The organism is Flavobacterium sp. ACN2 (assembly GCF_002303885.1).
GTDB lineage: Bacteria > Bacteroidota > Bacteroidia > Flavobacteriales > Flavobacteriaceae > Flavobacterium.
In genome coordinates, this window is the sequence record NZ_MRCM01000008.1 from 180,674 (window position 1) to 199,208 (window position 18,535).

Annotated in this window: 15 protein-coding genes; 6 read left to right on the forward strand and 9 right to left on the reverse strand. The window is 33.5% G+C overall.

The genetic code is table 11. The annotated features are described in order from the left end of the window. Positions 1-70: 70 nt before the first annotated feature. The 3 genes from BSF41_RS11950 to BSF41_RS11960 all read right to left on the reverse strand — a co-directional run bounded on the left by BSF41_RS11950 (position 71) and on the right by BSF41_RS11960 (position 5,951). Positions 71-1,063, reverse strand: coding sequence for a Gfo/Idh/MocA family protein (locus tag BSF41_RS11950; protein ID WP_095929720.1), 993 nt, complete (start codon positions 1,061-1,063; stop codon positions 71-73). Between the two features lie 331 nt (positions 1,064-1,394). After that, entirely contained in the window at positions 1,395-3,497 is a 2,103-nt protein-coding gene (locus tag BSF41_RS11955) for a prolyl oligopeptidase family protein (protein WP_095929721.1), read from the reverse strand. Positions 3,498-3,743: 246 nt separating this feature from the next. Further along, positions 3,744-5,951: a TonB-dependent receptor gene (locus BSF41_RS11960; RefSeq protein ID WP_095929722.1), complete on the reverse strand. Its 2,208-nt coding sequence runs from the start codon at positions 5,949-5,951 to the stop codon at positions 3,744-3,746. Positions 5,952-6,689: 738 nt separating this feature from the next. Here BSF41_RS11960 and BSF41_RS11970 point away from each other — a divergent pair. Next, the gene (locus tag BSF41_RS11970) at positions 6,690-7,394 is read left to right on the forward strand and encodes a porin family protein (protein WP_095929724.1); all 705 of its coding nucleotides are present in this window, start codon (positions 6,690-6,692) and stop codon (positions 7,392-7,394) included. Here the strand turns inward: BSF41_RS11970 and BSF41_RS11975 are convergent. Continuing rightward, complete coding sequence (locus tag BSF41_RS11975) at positions 7,389-7,994, reverse strand: hypothetical protein (protein WP_253251814.1); 606 nt, start codon at positions 7,992-7,994, stop codon at positions 7,389-7,391. The genes BSF41_RS11970 and BSF41_RS11975 overlap by 6 nt on opposite strands. A 318-nt stretch (positions 7,995-8,312) precedes the next feature. Between BSF41_RS11975 and BSF41_RS11980 the strand changes: the two genes are divergently transcribed. From BSF41_RS11980 to BSF41_RS11995, 4 genes are all read left to right on the forward strand, one after another. Then, positions 8,313-10,784 (forward strand): bifunctional UDP-N-acetylmuramoyl-tripeptide:D-alanyl-D-alanine ligase/alanine racemase, encoded by a 2,472-nt coding sequence (locus BSF41_RS11980; RefSeq protein ID WP_095929725.1) that lies wholly within the window; start codon positions 8,313-8,315, stop codon positions 10,782-10,784. 68 nt (positions 10,785-10,852) lie between these two features. Continuing rightward, positions 10,853-11,230, forward strand: coding sequence for a large conductance mechanosensitive channel protein MscL (gene mscL, locus BSF41_RS11985; protein ID WP_095929726.1), 378 nt, complete (start codon positions 10,853-10,855; stop codon positions 11,228-11,230). Positions 11,231-11,348: 118 nt separating this feature from the next. After that, positions 11,349-12,017 carry a hypothetical protein gene (locus tag BSF41_RS11990; RefSeq protein ID WP_095929727.1) on the forward strand — a complete coding sequence of 223 codons (669 nt, stop codon included), beginning with the start codon at positions 11,349-11,351 and terminating at the stop codon, positions 12,015-12,017. A 158-nt stretch (positions 12,018-12,175) separates the two neighbouring features. Further along, a complete protein-coding gene (locus BSF41_RS11995; protein ID WP_095929728.1) occupies positions 12,176-13,165 on the forward strand; it encodes an aspartate-semialdehyde dehydrogenase in 990 nt (329 codons plus the stop codon). A 97-nt stretch (positions 13,166-13,262) separates the two neighbouring features. Here BSF41_RS11995 and BSF41_RS12000 read toward each other — a convergent pair whose 3' ends face one another. The 5 genes from BSF41_RS12000 to BSF41_RS12020 all read right to left on the reverse strand — a co-directional run bounded on the left by BSF41_RS12000 (position 13,263) and on the right by BSF41_RS12020 (position 16,510). After that, positions 13,263-13,595, reverse strand: a complete 333-nt coding sequence (locus BSF41_RS12000) for a hypothetical protein (protein WP_095929729.1) — start codon at positions 13,593-13,595, stop codon at positions 13,263-13,265. Between the two features lie 335 nt (positions 13,596-13,930). Continuing rightward, a complete protein-coding gene (locus BSF41_RS12005) occupies positions 13,931-14,248 on the reverse strand; it encodes a 2Fe-2S iron-sulfur cluster-binding protein (RefSeq protein WP_095929730.1) in 318 nt (105 codons plus the stop codon). A 56-nt stretch (positions 14,249-14,304) separates the two neighbouring features. After that, a complete protein-coding gene (locus tag BSF41_RS12010; RefSeq protein WP_095929731.1) occupies positions 14,305-14,784 on the reverse strand; it encodes a hypothetical protein in 480 nt (159 codons plus the stop codon). Positions 14,785-14,999: 215 nt separating this feature from the next. Beyond that, the gene (locus BSF41_RS12015; RefSeq protein WP_095929732.1) at positions 15,000-15,239 is read right to left on the reverse strand and encodes a NifU family protein; all 240 of its coding nucleotides are present in this window, start codon (positions 15,237-15,239) and stop codon (positions 15,000-15,002) included. A 143-nt stretch (positions 15,240-15,382) separates the two neighbouring features. Then, a complete protein-coding gene (locus BSF41_RS12020) occupies positions 15,383-16,510 on the reverse strand; it encodes an Mrp/NBP35 family ATP-binding protein (RefSeq protein WP_095929733.1) in 1,128 nt (375 codons plus the stop codon). A gap of 419 nt (positions 16,511-16,929) precedes the next feature. Here BSF41_RS12020 and BSF41_RS12025 point away from each other — a divergent pair, with 419 nt between their 5' ends. Continuing rightward, positions 16,930-18,531 (forward strand): murein L,D-transpeptidase, encoded by a 1,602-nt coding sequence (locus tag BSF41_RS12025; RefSeq protein ID WP_095929734.1) that lies wholly within the window; start codon positions 16,930-16,932, stop codon positions 18,529-18,531. Positions 18,532-18,535 lie beyond the last annotated feature (4 nt).

The following is an 18,535-nucleotide window of genomic DNA, read 5'->3' on the forward strand; positions in this document are numbered from 1 at the left end:
CACTACACCTAATGTCAAATATTGATATGCAAAATGTGATTGCTTCGTTCCTCGCAATGACTCTAGAATATTATTTAGAAGCTTCTCTAAACTCCTTCAAAACTTGATCAATAACCCACGTTGTTCTTGCACCAGAAGTTCCTTTAGATGGAGAAGTTCCATTGCCCAAAAGATCAGCAATAACAGTTTCAATAAACGGCTGTTGAATGTGCAGCGGATTTTCTATTGTAATACTTTCTTTTTCGCCATTTACATATTGAATATGAACGGGATCATTACCAAAAGTAGAAAACGAGATTTTACCTTTATCGCCTACAATTTCAGTGTTATCATAACGTTCAAAACTCGCAAAATTCCATAAACCAGATCCGTGAATTCCGTTTTCAAATAAAAATGACATTGAAACAGCATCTTCGGCGGGATAGGCTTTTAATTGAGAAGTGGCATGTCCGCGAACTGATTTTATCGGACCTAAAACAAAATCTAGAAAATCTAGAGTATGACAGGCAAGATCAACAAAAATTCCACCTCCAGAAATATGTGGCAGAACCGTCCAAGGAAGATTGATTTCGTCATCATAACGTGCTTCAAAAGGATGATACAAAACACAATTTACGTGTCTAATAGTTCCTAATTTTCCCTGATCGATTATTTCTTTAATTTTTAAAAAACGAGGCAAAGCCCTTCTATAATAAGCAACAAACAAAGGAACATTATGCTCTTTGCAAGCGCTAATCATTTCGTTACATTCTTCAAATGTCAAAGCCATTGGTTTTTCTACGTAAACAGGTTTTCCAGCTTTGGCGCATAAAATAGTGTATTCTTTATGAGAAGATGGAGGAGTAGCTATGTAAACAGCATCAACTTCTGGATCATTTATTAAATCTTCAGCGTTAGAATACCATTTCGGAACATTATGGCGTTTGGCGTAATCTTCAGCAAGAGTCGCATCTCTTCGCATAACCGCAACTAAAGCCGAATTTGGAGCTTTCTGAAAAGCTGGTCCGCTTTTAACTTCGGTTACATTTCCACAGCCAATAATTCCCCATTTTATAATTTTCATGGTTTAGGTTTTAAGTTTCTCAAATTTAAAAAAGGTTTGCCACGAATTCTACTAATTTCCACGAATTTATTTTTCCTGCAGATTTAGTAGATTTAATTTTACCGCAAAGCACGCAAAGTTTTTATACTTAGAATATTTATAGAAAAACAAAGTTCGCAAAGCTGGTTCAATATAAAGCTTTGCGAACTTTGCTTTTTTTTTACAAAATCAAACTGATAAAAAAACTTTGCGTGCTTTGCGGTAAAATTCTCAAACTCAATCAAAATAAAAAGCCACAAATTCACAAAATTAAATTCGTGAATTCGTGGCTAAAAAAATTAAGCTTAAAGTCTTACTTTTTAGGCAAAGCTTTGAAACCCATATTGTAAAGCGTGAAAGCTTGGATGTCTACATTTTCCTGAATTGTAGCTGCAACAGATTTTCCTGCTCCGTGTCCTGCTTTAACATCAATTCTAATTAAAACCGGATTTTCTCCTGTTTGTTTTTCCTGTAACTCAGAAGCAAATTTGAAACTATGCGCAGGAACAACACGATCGTCATGATCTCCAGTAGTTACCATTGTAGCAGGATAATGAGTTCCTTTTTTTACATTGTGTACTGGCGAATATCCTTTTAAGTATTCAAACATTTCTTTGCTGTCTTGAGCAGTTCCGTAGTCAAAAGCCCATCCTGCACCTGCTGTAAAAGCATTGTAACGAAGCATATCCATAACCCCAACAGCTGGTAAAGCTACTTTCATTAAATCTGGACGCTGTGTCATAGTTGCGCCAACTAATAAACCTCCATTAGATCCTCCGCGAATAGCTAGATAATCAGAAGAAGTATATTTTTGAGCAATTAAATATTCTGCAGCAGCAATAAAATCATCAAATACGTTTTGCTTTTGAAGTTTTGTTCCCGCATCGTGCCATTTTTTACCATATTCACCGCCTCCTCTTAAGTTCGCTACAGCATATATACCTCCGTTTTCCAACCAAACCGCATTTGCAATGTTGAAACTTGGAGTTAAAGAAATATTGAATCCGCCATAACCATAAAGGATAGTTGGATTTTTACCATCTAATTTTGTTCCTTTTTTATATGTAATAATCATAGGAACTTTTGTACCGTCTTTTGACGTATAGAAAACCTGTTTAGATTCATAATCTTCGCTTTTGAAATCTACTTTTGGTTTTTGATACACTTCAGATTTACCAGATTTTGGCTCCAAAGCATAGATGCTCCCTGGAGTTGTATAGTTAGTAAAGCTGTAGTATAAAATTTTATCTTCTTTTTTACCGCCAAATCCGCCTGCGGTTCCAACAGCAGGAAGTTTTATTTCACGAATCAATTTTCCGTTGTAATCATATTGCTGTACAAATGAAACAGCATCTTTTGTGTAATTAGCAAAGAAATAGCCAGCACCAGTTGAAGGAGATAAGATATCTTTGGTTTCTTTAATAAAATCTTTCCAGTTTTCTGGTTTCGGATTTGCTGCATCAACCGTTACAACACGTTTGTTAGGAGCGTTAAAATCGGTTTCTATAAACAATTTGCTTCCTTCGTTTTCGATAACATTGCTATCGCTGTTAAAGTTGTCTACGATTGTAACAATTGGACTGTTCGGTTTTGTCAAATCTTTAATGTACAATTCATTTCCGTAAGTTGAGTTAGCAGCTGTAATTACCAAATAACGATTGTCTTGAGTAACATATCCGCCCACATATCTTCTTTTTTGATCTGCTCCAAAAATTACTTTATCTTCTTTTTGAGAAGTTCCCAGTTTATGGAAATATAATTTGTGCTGATCTGTTTTAGCAGATAATTCACTTCCCTTTGGTTTGTCATAACTAGAATAGTAGAAACCTTCATTTTTGTACCATGAAACACCACTAAATTTCACATCTACCAAAGTATCTTCTACAACTTTTTTAGAAAGCGCATCTATGATGATTACTTTTCTCCAGTCGCTTCCGCCTTCAGAAATTGCATAAGCCGCTTTGTTTCCGTCTTCAGAAAAGTCAAGACCGCCAAGAGAAGTTGTTCCGTCTTTAGAAAAAGTATTTGGGTCTAAGAAAACTTCTTCTTTCCCATTTGCATCTTTTCTGTAAACAACAGATTGATTCTGAAGTCCATTGTTTTTAGAGTAATAAGTAAATTTTCCTTCTTTAGATGGAGCTCCAATCTTTTCGTAGTTCCAAAGTTTTTCCATTCGCTTTTTAAGTTCTTCGCGAAACGGAATTTTATCTAAATACGCATAAGTAACTTCATTTTCAGCTTTTACCCAAGCACCAGTTTCGGCAGACTTATCATCTTCTAGCCAACGGTACGGATCGCTTATTTTAGTATCAAAATAAACATCAACAGTTTCTCCTTTTTTGGTTTCGGGATATTTAGTTTGGGCAAACGAAACCCCTGCAGTTGTAAGTGCCATTAATAAAAATGTTTTCTTCATAATTAGTTTTTATCTGTTGTAACAAAAATAGCGCTTTTTGTGAGATTGTTGTGTTACTAACCGCAAAGAACGCAAAGAGTTTACGCAAAGCACGCAGAATTAATCTCGCAAAGACGCGGAGGCGCAAAGTTTTAAAATTTCTTTGCGGCTTGGCGTCTTTGCGAGAATCTTTTAATCGTCATTTTATAAAATAAAACTTAGCGAACCTTGCGTAATACTTTGCGCTCTTTGCGGTTAAATTTAAAGTTATAAATTAAAATTAACCCCCAAAACGATATTTCTTCCAATATTCGGAATACCGTCTGTTTTTAATCTAGAAAGGTGTGCAATATATTTTTTATCAAACAAATTGTTTCCATTAAGGTTAAGGTCGAAAGCCGTTTTTCCTAGTTTGACAGTTCCTCCAAAACCTAAATTCACCAAAGTATAACCTTTAGAAGCTGTTTCGAAACCGCTTACATTATCTTGATTGAAAGTAGAAGAAACATTCAAAGAAGCAAAACCTTCGCTCAACCAATTTTTGATATTAAATTCAGTTCTAAGCGTATTATTCCAATTATTTGCAGGAATCAAAGGAAGATAATCTTTGTTGTCTTTTTTACCAGTAACCGTTTCAAAGCTCGTTTCAAAATGCAACCAATCTAACGGATGAGGGTGAAAATGAAGACCAACTTCTCCACCGTACAACTGTGCATTATCCTGAATATAAGCAAAAACATCATTGTCTTCTAAAACCTCTCCTGTTGGCGAAGTGTAAATATAGTTGTTTACGTGATTGTAAAATCCGTTTACGAAGAACTCAAAATGCGAGTTTTTATATTCTAAATTCAAATCAGTCTGAACGTTTTGTTCTGTTTTCAGATTTGCATTTCCAATTTCGTAACGATTGGTTCCTTCATGAACACCGTTTGAAGTCAATTCTGCCAAATTCGGCGCTCTAAATCCTGTTGCTACATTCAAACGAAAAGTTAGAGGCTCAGCAAATTTTGTTTTGTAACCTAAAGAAGCGTTAAAGCTATCAAAAGAGCGATCTAAAGCTTGAAAATAGCCTTCTTCGCCTTCAATTCCGTGTGCGATAGAAGTGATGTTTCTGTTATCAAAACGCAATCCGGCTTGAATAACGCTATTGTCCCATTCGTAATTTGCAGTTCCAAAAACTCCAAAATCATTCGTTGTGGCATCTGGAATTAAATATTCTTCTCCAGAATTCTTGTTGGTCTGATGCATTCCTTGAACACCAAAAATAGTTTCAATTTTTCCGAATTTAGGAAAATGATATTTCGCATTATAATTAAAAGTATTCAATTTCATGTGAAGAGAAGCTTCGTTGCTATCTTCAAATTCGCTTCTATCATTAGCGATATATCCTAAATCGACATCTAGTTTTGAGTTTTCAAAGAAAATCACATTATTCAAACTTAATAAATGATTGTAAATTCCTTGTCTCGGAAATTGAGTGTTTTTGCTCGAAGATTGTTCTGCAATTCCATCTTCTGGAATTCCAATGTCCAGTTTGTTAAAATTATATCTTACAACACTAGAAAAAGTAGAGTTGCTGTACCCGATTCCCGTTTTAAAATCAGTTTCGTTATAGCGTGAATTGGTTACGCGATCGCCGTCAGCAATTTTGTAGTCAGAATGCGTGTTGTAGCTTCCTCGCGCTAAGAATTTCCAGTTATCGGTAGAAGTTTTCAATCCGATAGACGAATTGCTTCCTTGCGTATTTGTAAAATATTTTTGACTGAAATTAGCTTTAAAATCGCCGGCATCAGCAAATTTTTCAGGATTGAAATATAAAACACCTCCCAAAGCATCAGAACCGTACAATAAAGAAGCTGGGCCTTTAATAACCTCAACACTTTCTATTCCCGCATCGTTTAAACCTAAACCATGTTCGTCTCCAAACTGCTGATTTTCTATACGAACGCCTTGAGAGTAAACCAAAACACGATTACCGCTAAGTCCGCGAATTACAGGTTTTCCGATAGAAGTTCCTGTAGAAATCTGAGAAACTCCAGGAATTGTTGCCAAACCTTCAATTAAAGTAGAAGTTCCTTTTTGCTGTAATGTTTTAATGCTTTCGTGCTCAATCTTCATTACGTTTTGCGATTGCAGTTTGTTAAAAGGCGTTGAAACCACTACTTCATCCATTTCTAAAATAGATTCTTCAAGAACAATATCTAGTGTGTTTTGCTTTAATAATTTAGCAATCGTTTTGTTTTGGTTGGCATATCCAACATAAGTAAAAGCAATACGTAGAGTTCCATTTGGAAGATTATTCAATTCGTATTTTCCGTTTGCGTCTGTTGTAGTTCCTTTATGTAATTCTGGAGCATAAACAGAAACTCCAGGTAATGGATTATTCTGATTGTCGGTTACGGTTCCAGAAACCGAATTTTGAGCAGTAAGTATGCTCGAAAACCCTAAAATAAGGGCTATTATAAATTTTTTCATTTGAAAATGATGCTATAGTTAAATGGATTTTTTTCTTCGAATGAAAAACCAAAAGCCAACAATAAAGCATTCTGATCCTAATGGATAAAAATAGGATTAGGAAACTCAATGTTATTTGAATTTAAATTAAAAGAAATGTGCTATTTTTTCGAATAATCGAAACTTAAGAAACTATAGCGGCAGGCGGTCCCCGTAAGAAATACGAAGTGGTCGAAATTGAAAAAATCTTCTCTGAAGAGGGGAAGAAATATGGGGTTTCTCTATCAAATGAACGAAATTCAAAAGAGAAATCTTGTGGAAGAATAAAAGATTCAAAAGCAAAATGGCAAACAAAACAAACGTCATAATCATGATGCTGATGCGTTATTTCGCCGTTCGGATCATTATAATTATGATGGCACTGTTTTTCTGAAAGCTGCCTTACAATATGCTCATAACTATGTATAGACTGAAACAATATTGAGAACAATATCGTGACAGCAAAAGATAAACTTAGTATGAGCTGTTTTTTCTTCATTTACTGCAAAGGTATAAAACATAAAAAGATAATTCATTTATTTTTGGTTTTTCCAGCCGATTTATTGAAAAATATGCAGCAATTAATTTTATTAGCAGGTAAAATAAGAATATTTGCATTTCTTAGTGTTGCTAAAAGCATTGTATTATATTTGTATATGAAATAAATAAACACATAAAAACGTTTATTTTAAAATCCTCTTTTTAAACCCAATTTACGATATGCGAATTATTTTTAGCTGCTTATTTTTACTCACTTTTTTTAACTCTTTTGCACAAGAAGACGTTAAGCCTGAGATAAAACCAGTTGTAAAAATAGATTCTTTGTATCGAGAAGATCAGTTTTATTTTTCGGTTACTTATAATATGTTTACTGATATTCCAGTTAATTTCAAACAGAATAAGTTTTCTCTTGGGCTTTCGGGAGGTTTCTTACGCGATATGCCGGTTAATAAATCGAGAACTATTGCTATTGCTACGGGTTTGGGATTGAGTTATCAGAATTATTATCAAAATTTAACGATTTCTGAGGATGCTTCAGGTGCAATTATATATGGAGTTAACAGTTATGGAGAATTTGTTTCTAATCGTTACCGACAATATTCTGTAGATCTTCCAATAGAATTTAGATGGCGTAATTCGACTTTCGAGAGCACTAAATTCTGGCGTATTTATGGTGGTATAAAATTGAGTTATGTGTTTTCAAGTTCCTCTATTCTTGATGATGGAGAAACGACATATAGAATTAAGAATAACGATAATATCAATAAATTTCAGTACGGCCCATATCTTTCGGCGGGATACAACACTTGGAATGTTTACATCTATTATGGTTTAAGCCCTTTGTTTAATTCGGCAACTACTTTGTCTGGCGAAAAAATCAATATGAAAACCTTAAATGCAGGATTGATCTTTTACATTTTATAGCCACAAATATAAAAATAGAAGCTGCGGCATTATTCCAACAAACAATCCAATTAATATTTCCCTAGAAGTATGCGCATTCATTTCTAAACGGGATGAGGCCACAATTCCCGATAATAAAATAAGTAAAGCGGGCCAATACGGATTATGAAGCTGAAGATGAATATTTAATCCGATAACAAAAATCGTTAAACCTGAGATAGCAACCATATGTAAGCTTGCTTTTGTCTTGAACAGTACACATACCAGTGCTAAAATAGTACTGAATAATGCTGCAAGAAAAAAGAAATGAAGCTCTGGATAACGCGTAATTATGATGCTTCTTTTAACTAATAAAATATACAGGAAGCATTGCAGAATAAGCGGAATCGTTCGTTCTGAAGTCTGACTTAGCATTATTGATTTTACATGCCCAGTCGATTTTAACAATAGATAAAATAAGACAGGAACAATGACGTTAATGACCAAAATCTGAATTAAGACAAAATACTTTTCGTTTGTACTGAAAATATCGTCTTTGTAAAATAGGTAAAACAAAGTTGCATATAACGATATAAAAATCGGATGTAATATATAGGAGAATATCGGAAGTACTTTTTTCAAAACATGGAAATTTGTAGTGTAAAAACAAATATAATCAATAAATTTTTTCTGCCACGAATTACACGAATCCACAAATTATTTTTTTTGCCACAGATTTTTAGGATTAAAAAGGATTATAATCAGTGATAATCTTTTAATCTGTGGCTAAAAATTTTCACGCAGATTCTGCAGATTTAGGCAGATCTAAGCCAATTTAATTAATAAAAAAATCTGCGCGCATCTGCTTAATTTTTTTTAAATCTGCGTGAAATTAATTTGTAAAAATTTGGGACATTCGTGGCAAACCTTTTTTTAAATTTGAAAAAAAGAAATTTCTAAATGAGTCTAAATTTAAAAAGCCTTGTTTCAGTTCTCAACGCCAAATGGATTGGCTCAGATGCTGATGTTTTAATCGATCATATCTCAATTGACAGCCGTTCGCTTCAAAACGGATCGCAAACATTATTTTTTGCTCTGGCTGGGGTTAACAATGATGCTCATTTGTTTATTCCAGATTTAATAGAAAACAAGGTTCAAAATTTTGTTGTGCAATATATTCCAGAAGGTTATGCCGATAAAGCTAATTTTTTGATTGTTGAAAATACGCTTTTTGCACTTCAGGAATTTGCTGCTTACTATAGAAACTTATTCCATTTTCCAGTTATTGGATTAACAGGGAGCAATGGTAAAACGATTGTAAAAGAATGGCTTAATTTCTTATTGAGTCCGGATTATAATATTATTAGAAGTCCAAAGAGTTATAATTCTCAAGTAGGGGTTCCACTTTCGGTAATTGCAATTAATGAAAAGCATAATTTAGGCATTTTCGAAGCTGGAATTTCGACGGTTAACGAAATGACTCATCTGGAAAAAATAATTAAACCTACAATAGGTGTGCTCACTAATATTGGAAGCGCGCACGATGAAGGGTTTCTAAATTTGGTGCAAAAGATTGATGAAAAATTACTTTTGTTTAAAGATTGTCCGATCATTATCTATCAAAAAAACGAAGTTGTCGAATCTTGTTTAACGCAGTTTGCAGCAGAATACATGGTGCATCCACGAAAACTTTTCTCATGGAGTTTTACCGATCAAAATGCAGATGTTTTTATTGAAAAACGAGAACATAAAAATGACCATACTTTTATTCAATATCGATACAAAAACGAAATTTTCAGTTTAGAAATTCCCTTTAACGATTCGGCTTCGGTAGAAAATGCGATTTCTTGTTTATTAGTTTTATTAAACTTTAATTACGATCAAGAAACGATTCAGAATCGAATTGAGATGCTATATCCTGTTCGTATGCGTTTGGAAGTAAAAAACGGAATCAATAATTGCAGTATTATTGACGATAGCTACAGTTCCGATTTTCAATCGCTTAAAATTGCTTTAGACTTTTTAGAAAGTCAGAAGAAAAAAGGTGCTTCAAAAACGGTTATTTTATCAGATATTTTTCAAAGCGGATTCAGCAATGAAGAATTGTATTCTAAAGTTGCTCAGTTAATCTCAGATAATAAAATAAACCGCGTAATTGGTATAGGGCCCACAATTTCTTCTTTTAAAGCGAAGTTTCCAAACAGTACAATGTTTGAAAACACGACCGATTTTATAGCCGAAATCGATAATCTGAATTTCAATAATGAAACGATTCTAGTAAAGGGAGCAAGATCTTTTCAATTTGAAGAAATTGTTTCGCTTCTAGAAGAAAAAACACATGAAACCGTTCTTGAAATTAATCTCGATGCGATCACGCATAACTTCAATTATTATAAGTCAAAACTAGCGCCAAATGTCAAAATGATGGTGATGGTAAAAGCATTTGGTTATGGAAACGGCGGATTAGAAATTGCAAAATTACTAGAACATCAAAAAGTAGATTATTTGGGTGTCGCTTTCGCGGATGAAGGAATCGCGTTGAAAAACGGAGGAATAAAACTTCCCATTATGGTTTTAAATCCAGAATCGACCAGTTTCCCATCTATTATTCAATACCAATTAGAGCCTGAGATTTATAGTCTGAAAGGACTAAATGCCTTTTTGAAAATAGCTCGCGAAAAGAACTTAAAAGAGTATCCAATTCATATCAAAATAGATACAGGAATGCATCGTCTGGGTTTTGAAAACAATACGATCGACGAATTGATTGCAACTTTAAAAGGAAATTCAACGGTTCGTGTTCAAAGTATTTTATCGCATTTGGCAACAAGCGATGATCCAAAACATTTTGATTTTGTGCGACAGCAGATTGCATTGTTCGAAAAACTGTCTTCAAAACTGATGGCCGAATTAAACATTAATCCGATTCGACATATTTTGAATACTTCTGGAATCAGTAATTTTCCTGATGCACAATACAGCATGGTGCGTTTAGGAATTGGATTGTACGGTGTTTCAAATGATCCTGCAGAGCAAAAGTATTTAGAAAATGTTGGAACGTTAAAATCCATCATTTCTCAAGTCAGAACCATTCCTGCTGGCGATAGCGTGGGATACGGACGCCGTTTTATGGCCGATGCAGCAACTAAAATTGCCACAATTCCGATTGGTTATGCTGATGGAATTGCGAGATTATGGGGAAATGAAGTGGGTTTTGTCACCATCAAAAATCAAAAAGCCAAAATCGTTGGAAGCGTTTGTATGGATATGCTAATGGTCAACGTAACCGACATAGATTGTAAAGAAGGCGATTCGGTAATTATTTTCGGCGAAAGCCCGACTGTGATAGAGATGGCTGTAGCCTTAAAAACAATTCCGTATGAGATAATGACGAGTATTTCGCAACGTGTTAAGAGGGTATTTTTTAGATAATATTAAGAATTTTCAATAAAATTGCGTATTTTCGATATTCATTTATTATTCAACTAAACAGATCAGATATGGGATTTTTTTCAGAATTTAAGGAATTTGCAATGAAAGGCAATGTGGTTGACCTGGCTGTCGGGGTGATCATTGGAGCAGCTTTTGGTAAAATTGTCAGCTCATTTATTGAAGATGTAATTACGCCATTGCTGTTGAAACCAGCTTTAGATGCTGCACATTTGTCTACTATTGAGCAATTAACTGCTTTTGGAGGTGTAAAGTACGGAGTCTTTATATCGGCAGTAATTAACTTTATTATTGTGGCTTTTGTTTTGTTCCTTATAATTAAAGCAATGAACCATGCTAAAAAGAAAGATGTTGCACCGCCACCTCCAGCTGGACCAACTCAAGAAGAATTATTGATACAGATTAGAGATTTATTGAAAAATAAATAAAAATATAATACCGCTACACTAAGTCTAACTTAACCGTCTTCTAAAGAGGCGGTTTTTTTATTAAATTGTAAGAAAAAGTCTAAATTTGTAAAAAGAATATGCTTTAAAAAAGTGTGGTATGAAAATAGAATTAATTCCAGTTATTGAAGTTTTAAATGCCGATCAGAATATAGAATTACCTGCTTTCGGTCCTTCATGGAAATATAAAGATGAGTGGGCTGGCTATTATCATTTAACTAATATTTGTGCAGGTTTTTCAAATATGTTTAAGCCTTATTCTAAAGGCTTATCATTATATAAAATTGATGAAATATCCGACATAGATTTGTTGTGTGTAATTAAAAAAGAAATTGATATTCAGCAAACTGATGATTATAAAGGAGTAAAAGATTTAGAGTGTTCTTTTAGTGGAGGCTATATTTTAAATATTGATGACAAAGCAGTTTACTATCCTCAATGTTGTGGTTCTTTGTCTGATATAAAAGAATGGGAAAATTTAATAATGGGCATTACAGAATCTTTTTATATCGGGCATCCTTTCCCACGAGTAACAGAAGTGAACAATAAAATTCGCTTTGATTTTGTTGACATTGAAGTTAAGGAAAAATTTGTGCCTCCCGTTTTATATAATATTATAGATCTTGAAAAGTCTGACTTGGAATTTGCAATCATTGAAGTAAATAAAGTATTGGAGATTTTTGCGAGTCGACTGAGATTAATTAACCAAACAGAAAAACTTAACATTACCAATATTGACAAAGTATTAATTTGGGGAGAAAATGAGTAATAAGTTAATCAATAAGGATGTATTGTAGAAATGGTTTTTTTTACAAAATGTTCATTTTATAACATTTTGTTATTTTTTGTGAATCGCCTTGTGGAAACTTTTATTATACTTACTTTTGCGTTACAAATTAGATTAATTGATTATTTAAAAATATAAAAATGAGAATTGCAGTTGTAGGTGCTACCGGAATGGTAGGCGAAGTAATGCTTAAAGTATTAGCAGAAAGAAATTTTCCTGTTAAAGAATTAATTCCTGTTGCATCAGAAAGATCAGTTGGAAAAGAAATCGAATATAAAGGAACCAAATATAAAGTAGTAGGATTACAGACAGCTGTTGATATGAAAGCTGATATTGCTGTTTTCTCTGCTGGTGGAGATACTTCATTAGAATGGGCTCCAAAATTTGCTGAAGCTGGAACAACCGTAATCGACAACTCTTCTGCATGGAGAATGGACCCTACTAAAAAATTGGTAGTTCCAGAAATCAATGCTGAAGTTTTAACGAAAGAAGACAAAATTATTGCAAATCCAAACTGTTCTACAATTCAAATGGTTTTGGCTTTGTCTCCTTTGCACAAAAAATACAACATTAAAAGAATCATTGTTTCTACTTACCAATCTATTACAGGAACTGGTGTAAAAGCGGTAAAACAATTAGAAAACGAGTACGCTGGAGTTCAAGGTGAAATGGCTTACAAATATCCAATTCACAGAAATGCAATTCCACACTGCGATAGTTTTGAAGAAAACGGATACACTAAAGAAGAAATGAAATTAGTTCGCGAAACTCAAAAAATTCTTGGCGATAACACCATTAGAGTTACAGCTACTGCAGTTCGTGTGCCAGTTGTAGGTGGACACAGCGAAGCGGTAAACGTTGAGTTTACAAATGATTTTGATGTAAATGAAGTTCGCGAAATTCTACACCATACAGATGGAGTAGTAGTTCAAGATAATTTAGATACCTTTACTTATCCAATGCCATTGTACGCAGAAGGTAAAAATGATGTTTTTGTTGGAAGAATTCGTCGTGACGAAAGCCAGCCAAATACATTAAACATGTGGATTGTTGCCGATAACTTAAGAAAAGGTGCTGCAACAAACACGATCCAAATCGCTGAATACTTAATCAAAGCAGGTTTGGTATAATCTAGAGATTAAATTAAATTGTTATAAAGAGAAAACCGTAATTGCAGCAATGTAATTACGGTTTTTTTGATTTAATAGAATTATAATTCTAGAATATTTATTCTGCTAGTATCGATTTTCCTATTTTGTCCTGATTTTTGGTAAGCCATTCCTGAGCACATTCTTTAGCAGCCTGTTTTACTTTTGATTCATTTTCAGGTTTTTTTGCATCATTGGGTAAAATGTTTTGCTGTTTGAATTTTTGAACAGAACAATCAACAATATAATCCACCTGGTCTTCTGAAAGCATTCCTTTCCCCTTTTTTAGCATTCCTTCTTTTGCATCAATTTTAAATTCAGCTTCTACTTCTGGCGTCCATTCATTTTTGCTGCATGAAAACAATGTCAAAGCAATTAATGTAATACTGATGTAATTTAGAAACTTTTTCATATTAGAATATTTTTGCTGATTAATATAAGGATAGGTTTAGTCCTTAATTTTTTACAAAAGTATTTTCAAAAGAGTCTATGGGTAGCCTGTAAAAGTCAGGATAATAATATAATAAGCTTAATGTGGTGTAAACTTATTTAGTTTTTGTCTAATTGCGGGAACAAAATTATTTAAAAACCCGAGGGAGTTTATGAAAGCTTTGTAAAAGAGAGTTTAATAATTCTGAAGAATGAAACCGTATATGAGAGAAATAGAATCTATTTCGAAGTTATATTGCTAATGAGAACTGATAATAAAAAAGCGAGAATCAATAAATCCTCGCTTTTCTTTTATTTTTAATATTCCGGAGCCAGTTCTAATTCTAGTCCTTCTAATTCTTCAGTAATTGGTATCTGACAACCCAAACGGCTATTAGACTTAACATAAAATGCTTCCGAAAGCATAGCTTCTTCATCGTCTCCCATTTCTGGTAATGCAACATCATTTAGAACATAACACTGGCAAGATGCGCACATGGCCATACCTCCGCAGGTTCCTTCAACAGGAAGTTCGTATGCTTTGCATAACTCCATTATATTCATTGCCATATCAGTCGGAGCCTGTAATTCGTGTATAACTCCTTCTCGATCTTTAATTTTAATTAATACATCCATTTTAATTATTGGAATTTTTGGCAGGATTTTATAACGTGAAAAAATCCTAATTTATATTAGCTAGTAGGTTTAGTACTAAAAGCGTATTCTTTTCTATCATTCTCTTTTAAGTGCATTTTTACACCAAGAACGTTATCGTTTTTTTCAAGAATTGTAACCACTGCGATTACAGAATAATAATCTCTATCAGACTGGAAAATCAATGTTCCTTCGTAAGTCGTGTTTAATACTCCTTGTTTGTCAGTTGAAGCAGAAAGCTTTCTCGGATTTGAGAATTCTGCTGAACTGTAAGTTGATTTTACTGTAAATTTTGCTTTTCCTTCTACAAAATCGTATAAGAAATCGTAGTTTCCAATTCGCAATGTTCCAGGTGCTTCGTTTGGATTGATTGAAAAGATAATCTTACCTGAATATTGAAAGTCAGACCATTCTTCAGATTCACTTACCCAAGCCTTGTCAACCACAACATTCTTACTTTGGGCATATCCTACAGAAACAAAAAACAATAATAAAAAAAGAGCGTAATAGTTTTTCATAAGTTTAAGATTTAAGGGTTTTGTGACAAATTTAAGTTAAAAATGTAACAATTCCTTAACAGAAACTCTTAAATCTTTGCGTTGTTTTTTGTGAATGTGGCAAAAAACGTCTTTTTTTAGGTGTTATTTTATGATTTTTTCAATCAAACAATAATTTACCTATTATTCTTGTTAAACTTTTAGGGTTTAATTTGGAAAAAAAGATGCTGTTTTTGTTACATTACATTTACCACAGTTTCAATTTGTGGCGCATATTTTTTTATGGTAGTTTCAACACCAGCTTTTAGTGTCATTTGATTAACGCTACAGCTAATGCAAGCTCCTTCCAAACGAACTTTTACATGTTTGTCATCTTCGATAGAAATTAATGAAATATCTCCACCGTCAGATTTTAAGAATGGTCTTATCTCATCTAAGGCCAATAAAACATTACTTGTTAATTCTTCTGTTGTCATAATATTAATGTGTCAATTAGAGAATGTTTTTTAATTCGAAAATGTGCCAATTAGAAAATTAGAAAATTTACTTTGTTGCGTGAAATTATCTCATTATCTAATTTTCAAATTATCTCATTAGTTTCATCATCTCAATTATCTAATTATTTTTTAACTGCCGAGCAACCTGCCATTGTTGTAATTTTGATGGCTTCTGTTGCTGGTAAGCTTTCGTTTCTGTTTACTGTTTCTTGTACAACATTTCTAGTAATTTCTTCAAAAACTGTTTCTATTGGAGAACCAGTTTGCAATGCTGCCGGACGACCGTAATCTCCTGCTTCGCGAATAGACTGTACAATTGGAACTTCTCCTAAAAACGGAACTCCTAAATCTTCAGCAAGGTTTTTAGCACCTTCTTGTCCAAAGATATAATATTTGTTTTCTGGCAATTCTTCTGGTGTAAAGTAAGCCATATTTTCTATAATTCCTAAAACAGGAACATTGATGTTGTCTTGCATAAACATTGCCACACCTTTTTTGGCATCTGCAAGTGCCACTGCTTGCGGAGTACTTACTACAACCGCTCCAGTAATTGGAAGTGACTGCATGATAGAAAGGTGAATATCTCCAGTTCCAGGAGGCAGGTCAAGAAGCATGAAATCTAATTCTCCCCAATCTGCATCAAAAATCATTTGGTTTAATGCTTTTGCAGCCATTGGTCCTCTCCAGATTACGGCTTGGCTTGGCGCTGTAAAAAATCCGATTGAAAGCATTTTGATTTCGTAGCTTTCAATAGGTTTCATTTTTGATTTTCCGTCAACGGTTACAGAAATCGGTTTTTCGTTTTCAACGTCAAACATAATTGGCATAGAGGGGCCATAGATATCAGCATCTAAAACACCAACTTTAAAACCCATTTTTGCAAGTGTAACAGCTAAGTTTGCAGTTACAGTAGATTTTCCTACTCCTCCTTTACCAGAAGCAACTGCAATAATATTTTTAATTCCAGGAATAGCACGGCCTTTAATTTCCGGTTTCTCTGGAGCTTCTACTTTAATATTTACCTTTACTTTTGCATCTGGCGATATTAGTTCATGAATTGTTCTTCTAATATCATCTTCAGCTCTTTTTTTGATGTGCATAGCAGGCGTATGCAATACAAGGTCTACAACAGCTTCATCTCCAAATGTAATAACATTGGTTACAGCACCGCTTTCAACCATATTTTTTCCTTCTCCAGCAATAGTGATTGTCTCTAAGGCTTTTAGAATTTCTTTTCTATCTAGTTTCATTGTAATGGGCTATTTTTTTATTCTCTAAAAACAGTCTTATAAGATTATATTTATTTAAACTGATTTCAGGGTGCAAAGATAACAGATTAAGTTCGGAAATTAAGCGTTTTTGGATTGTAATTATTGATATTGAGATTATTCAAAATTATTCAACATAACTTTTCATTAAAATGGAATTTATGTAGCATTATCTATTTTGATGCATTTAGAAAAGTTTTTCCAATTTAAAAGAATGTTCTTTTATGTAAGTTTTCTTTCAAATAAATAAAATTCTCACAAAACTTCGTTATATTTGATTACCCAAATCGATTGATTACCAGACAGGAAAAAAATATGTGAAAACTAAGGTTTTTTGAGTAATTTTTTGGGTTTTCGGTATTTTTTTTAAAGTTATTTCTACCAATTTAAACTTTAAAAATATGCGAAATTTTACTTTTTCTTTAATTATTGTTACAGTCAGTTTTTTTGCATTTTCATTCAATTCATTGTCAAACAATGCTAAAAGCAATTCTGATCTGTCAAATCGAAAAGATGTTGCTGTCATTACAATCGATGCGGCTTCCATCAATGCCTTCTTCAAGAAATATCCAAAGCTTAAAAAATATCAGAAAGATGTTGATGATATTTATAAAGCCAAACAGTACAAATCTATTTGGTATGATGATAAAAGTATCACTGAATTTGGATCCTTATTGTATCAGAAAGTAAATGTTCTGAAAGATCAGGGAATTGAAGAAAAGATGCCTTATAAAGAACAAATTGATGAGGCATTTAATGAAAGTTCTTCAAACAAACCATCTCAGCTTGATACCGAATTACTACTTACCAGTATGTATGTGTTTTATGCAAGCAATGTGTATTCTGGAGTTGATCCCGCGACATTGAAAAAAATAGGATGGTATCTGCCTGCAAAATCCATTTCGTATTCTCACATTCTAGATTCATTAATGGTGGATTCGGATCGATTGGATAAAGACGATAATCTTTTATTCAGCCAATACTACAGATTGAAAGATGCGCTAAAAAAATACCGTAAAATTGAAACCGATAATCTATGGCAGAAAATTGCGATTGACAGTGCGACTTTTAAAGATTTAAGACCAGACGATACAGCTATCGCCATTAAACAAATTAGAAATCGCTTATTTGTAGTAGGAGATTTAAAACAAGATTCTGGAAGTGATATTTATGATGAAGAATTGATGGCGGGAGTTTTAAATTATAAAAAGAGATATAATTTAAAAATAAATTATGCCCTAACGAGAGATATTATTAATCAAATGAATGAGCCGATTAGCAAGAGAATCAGAACCATTATGTTGAACATGGAAAGATGCAGATGGATTCCGACCAAATTGGCAAAAGCAGAGGAGTACGTCATGGTTAATATTCCTTCATTTAGACTGTTTTATGTTAAGGACGGAAAATATGATCTGGTTTCGGACATTTTTGTGGGTAACAGACTTAGTGAAACGGTGATTTTTAGCGGAAGTATGGATCGAATAGTCTTTAGCCCTTATTGGTACGTACCCAATAGCATTATTCAAAACGAATTAAAACTCCAGATTGCAAGTGATAAGAACTATTTGGAAGAGCATAACATGGAATGGAATGGGGGTAAAGTGCGACAAAAACCAGGGCCGAAAAATTCGCTGGGATTAGTAAAATTCATGTTCCCAAATCCGAATGATATTTACATGCACGATACGCCTGCAAAAAGTTTATTCGAATTTGAAAAACGCACTTTTAGCCACGGCTGTATCAATGTGAAAGAAGCCAAACAGCTTGCATTGCATATTTTAAAAGACGATCCAGACTGGCCGGCAGACAAAATTGAGAGTGCTATGAATGGCGGAAAAGAAACAACCTGCATGCTTAAACGTAAAATTCCGGTTTATATAGGTTATTTTACCTGCTGGGTTCAGGACAATGGAGAAGTCAATTTTTTCCCAGATGTTTACGATCGAGACCAAAGTCTGGATAAGTTAATTTATAATGATGCCATTACAATGAAAGATTAAAAAT

Bases quoted from the DNA above. Each gene is read 5' to 3' on its own strand.
- BSF41_RS11950 (WP_095929720.1), bottom strand. From the start codon at position 1,063: ATGAAAATTATAAAATGGGGAATTATTGGCTGTGGAAATGTAACCGAA.
- BSF41_RS11955 (WP_095929721.1), bottom strand. From the start codon at position 3,497: ATGAAGAAAACATTTTTATTAATGGCACTTACAACTGCAGGGGTTTCG.
- BSF41_RS11960 (WP_095929722.1), bottom strand. From the start codon at position 5,951: ATGAAAAAATTTATAATAGCCCTTATTTTAGGGTTTTCGAGCATACTT.
- BSF41_RS11970 (WP_095929724.1), top strand. From the start codon at position 6,690: ATGCGAATTATTTTTAGCTGCTTATTTTTACTCACTTTTTTTAACTCT.
- BSF41_RS11980 (WP_095929725.1), top strand. From the start codon at position 8,313: ATGAGTCTAAATTTAAAAAGCCTTGTTTCAGTTCTCAACGCCAAATGG.
- mscL (WP_095929726.1), top strand. From the start codon at position 10,853: ATGGGATTTTTTTCAGAATTTAAGGAATTTGCAATGAAAGGCAATGTG.
- BSF41_RS11990 (WP_095929727.1), top strand. From the start codon at position 11,349: ATGAAAATAGAATTAATTCCAGTTATTGAAGTTTTAAATGCCGATCAG.
- BSF41_RS11995 (WP_095929728.1), top strand. From the start codon at position 12,176: ATGAGAATTGCAGTTGTAGGTGCTACCGGAATGGTAGGCGAAGTAATG.
- BSF41_RS12000 (WP_095929729.1), bottom strand. From the start codon at position 13,595: ATGAAAAAGTTTCTAAATTACATCAGTATTACATTAATTGCTTTGACA.
- BSF41_RS12005 (WP_095929730.1), bottom strand. From the start codon at position 14,248: ATGGATGTATTAATTAAAATTAAAGATCGAGAAGGAGTTATACACGAA.
- BSF41_RS12010 (WP_095929731.1), bottom strand. From the start codon at position 14,784: ATGAAAAACTATTACGCTCTTTTTTTATTATTGTTTTTTGTTTCTGTA.
- BSF41_RS12015 (WP_095929732.1), bottom strand. From the start codon at position 15,239: ATGACAACAGAAGAATTAACAAGTAATGTTTTATTGGCCTTAGATGAG.
- BSF41_RS12020 (WP_095929733.1), bottom strand. From the start codon at position 16,510: ATGAAACTAGATAGAAAAGAAATTCTAAAAGCCTTAGAGACAATCACT.
- BSF41_RS12025 (WP_095929734.1), top strand. From the start codon at position 16,930: ATGCGAAATTTTACTTTTTCTTTAATTATTGTTACAGTCAGTTTTTTT.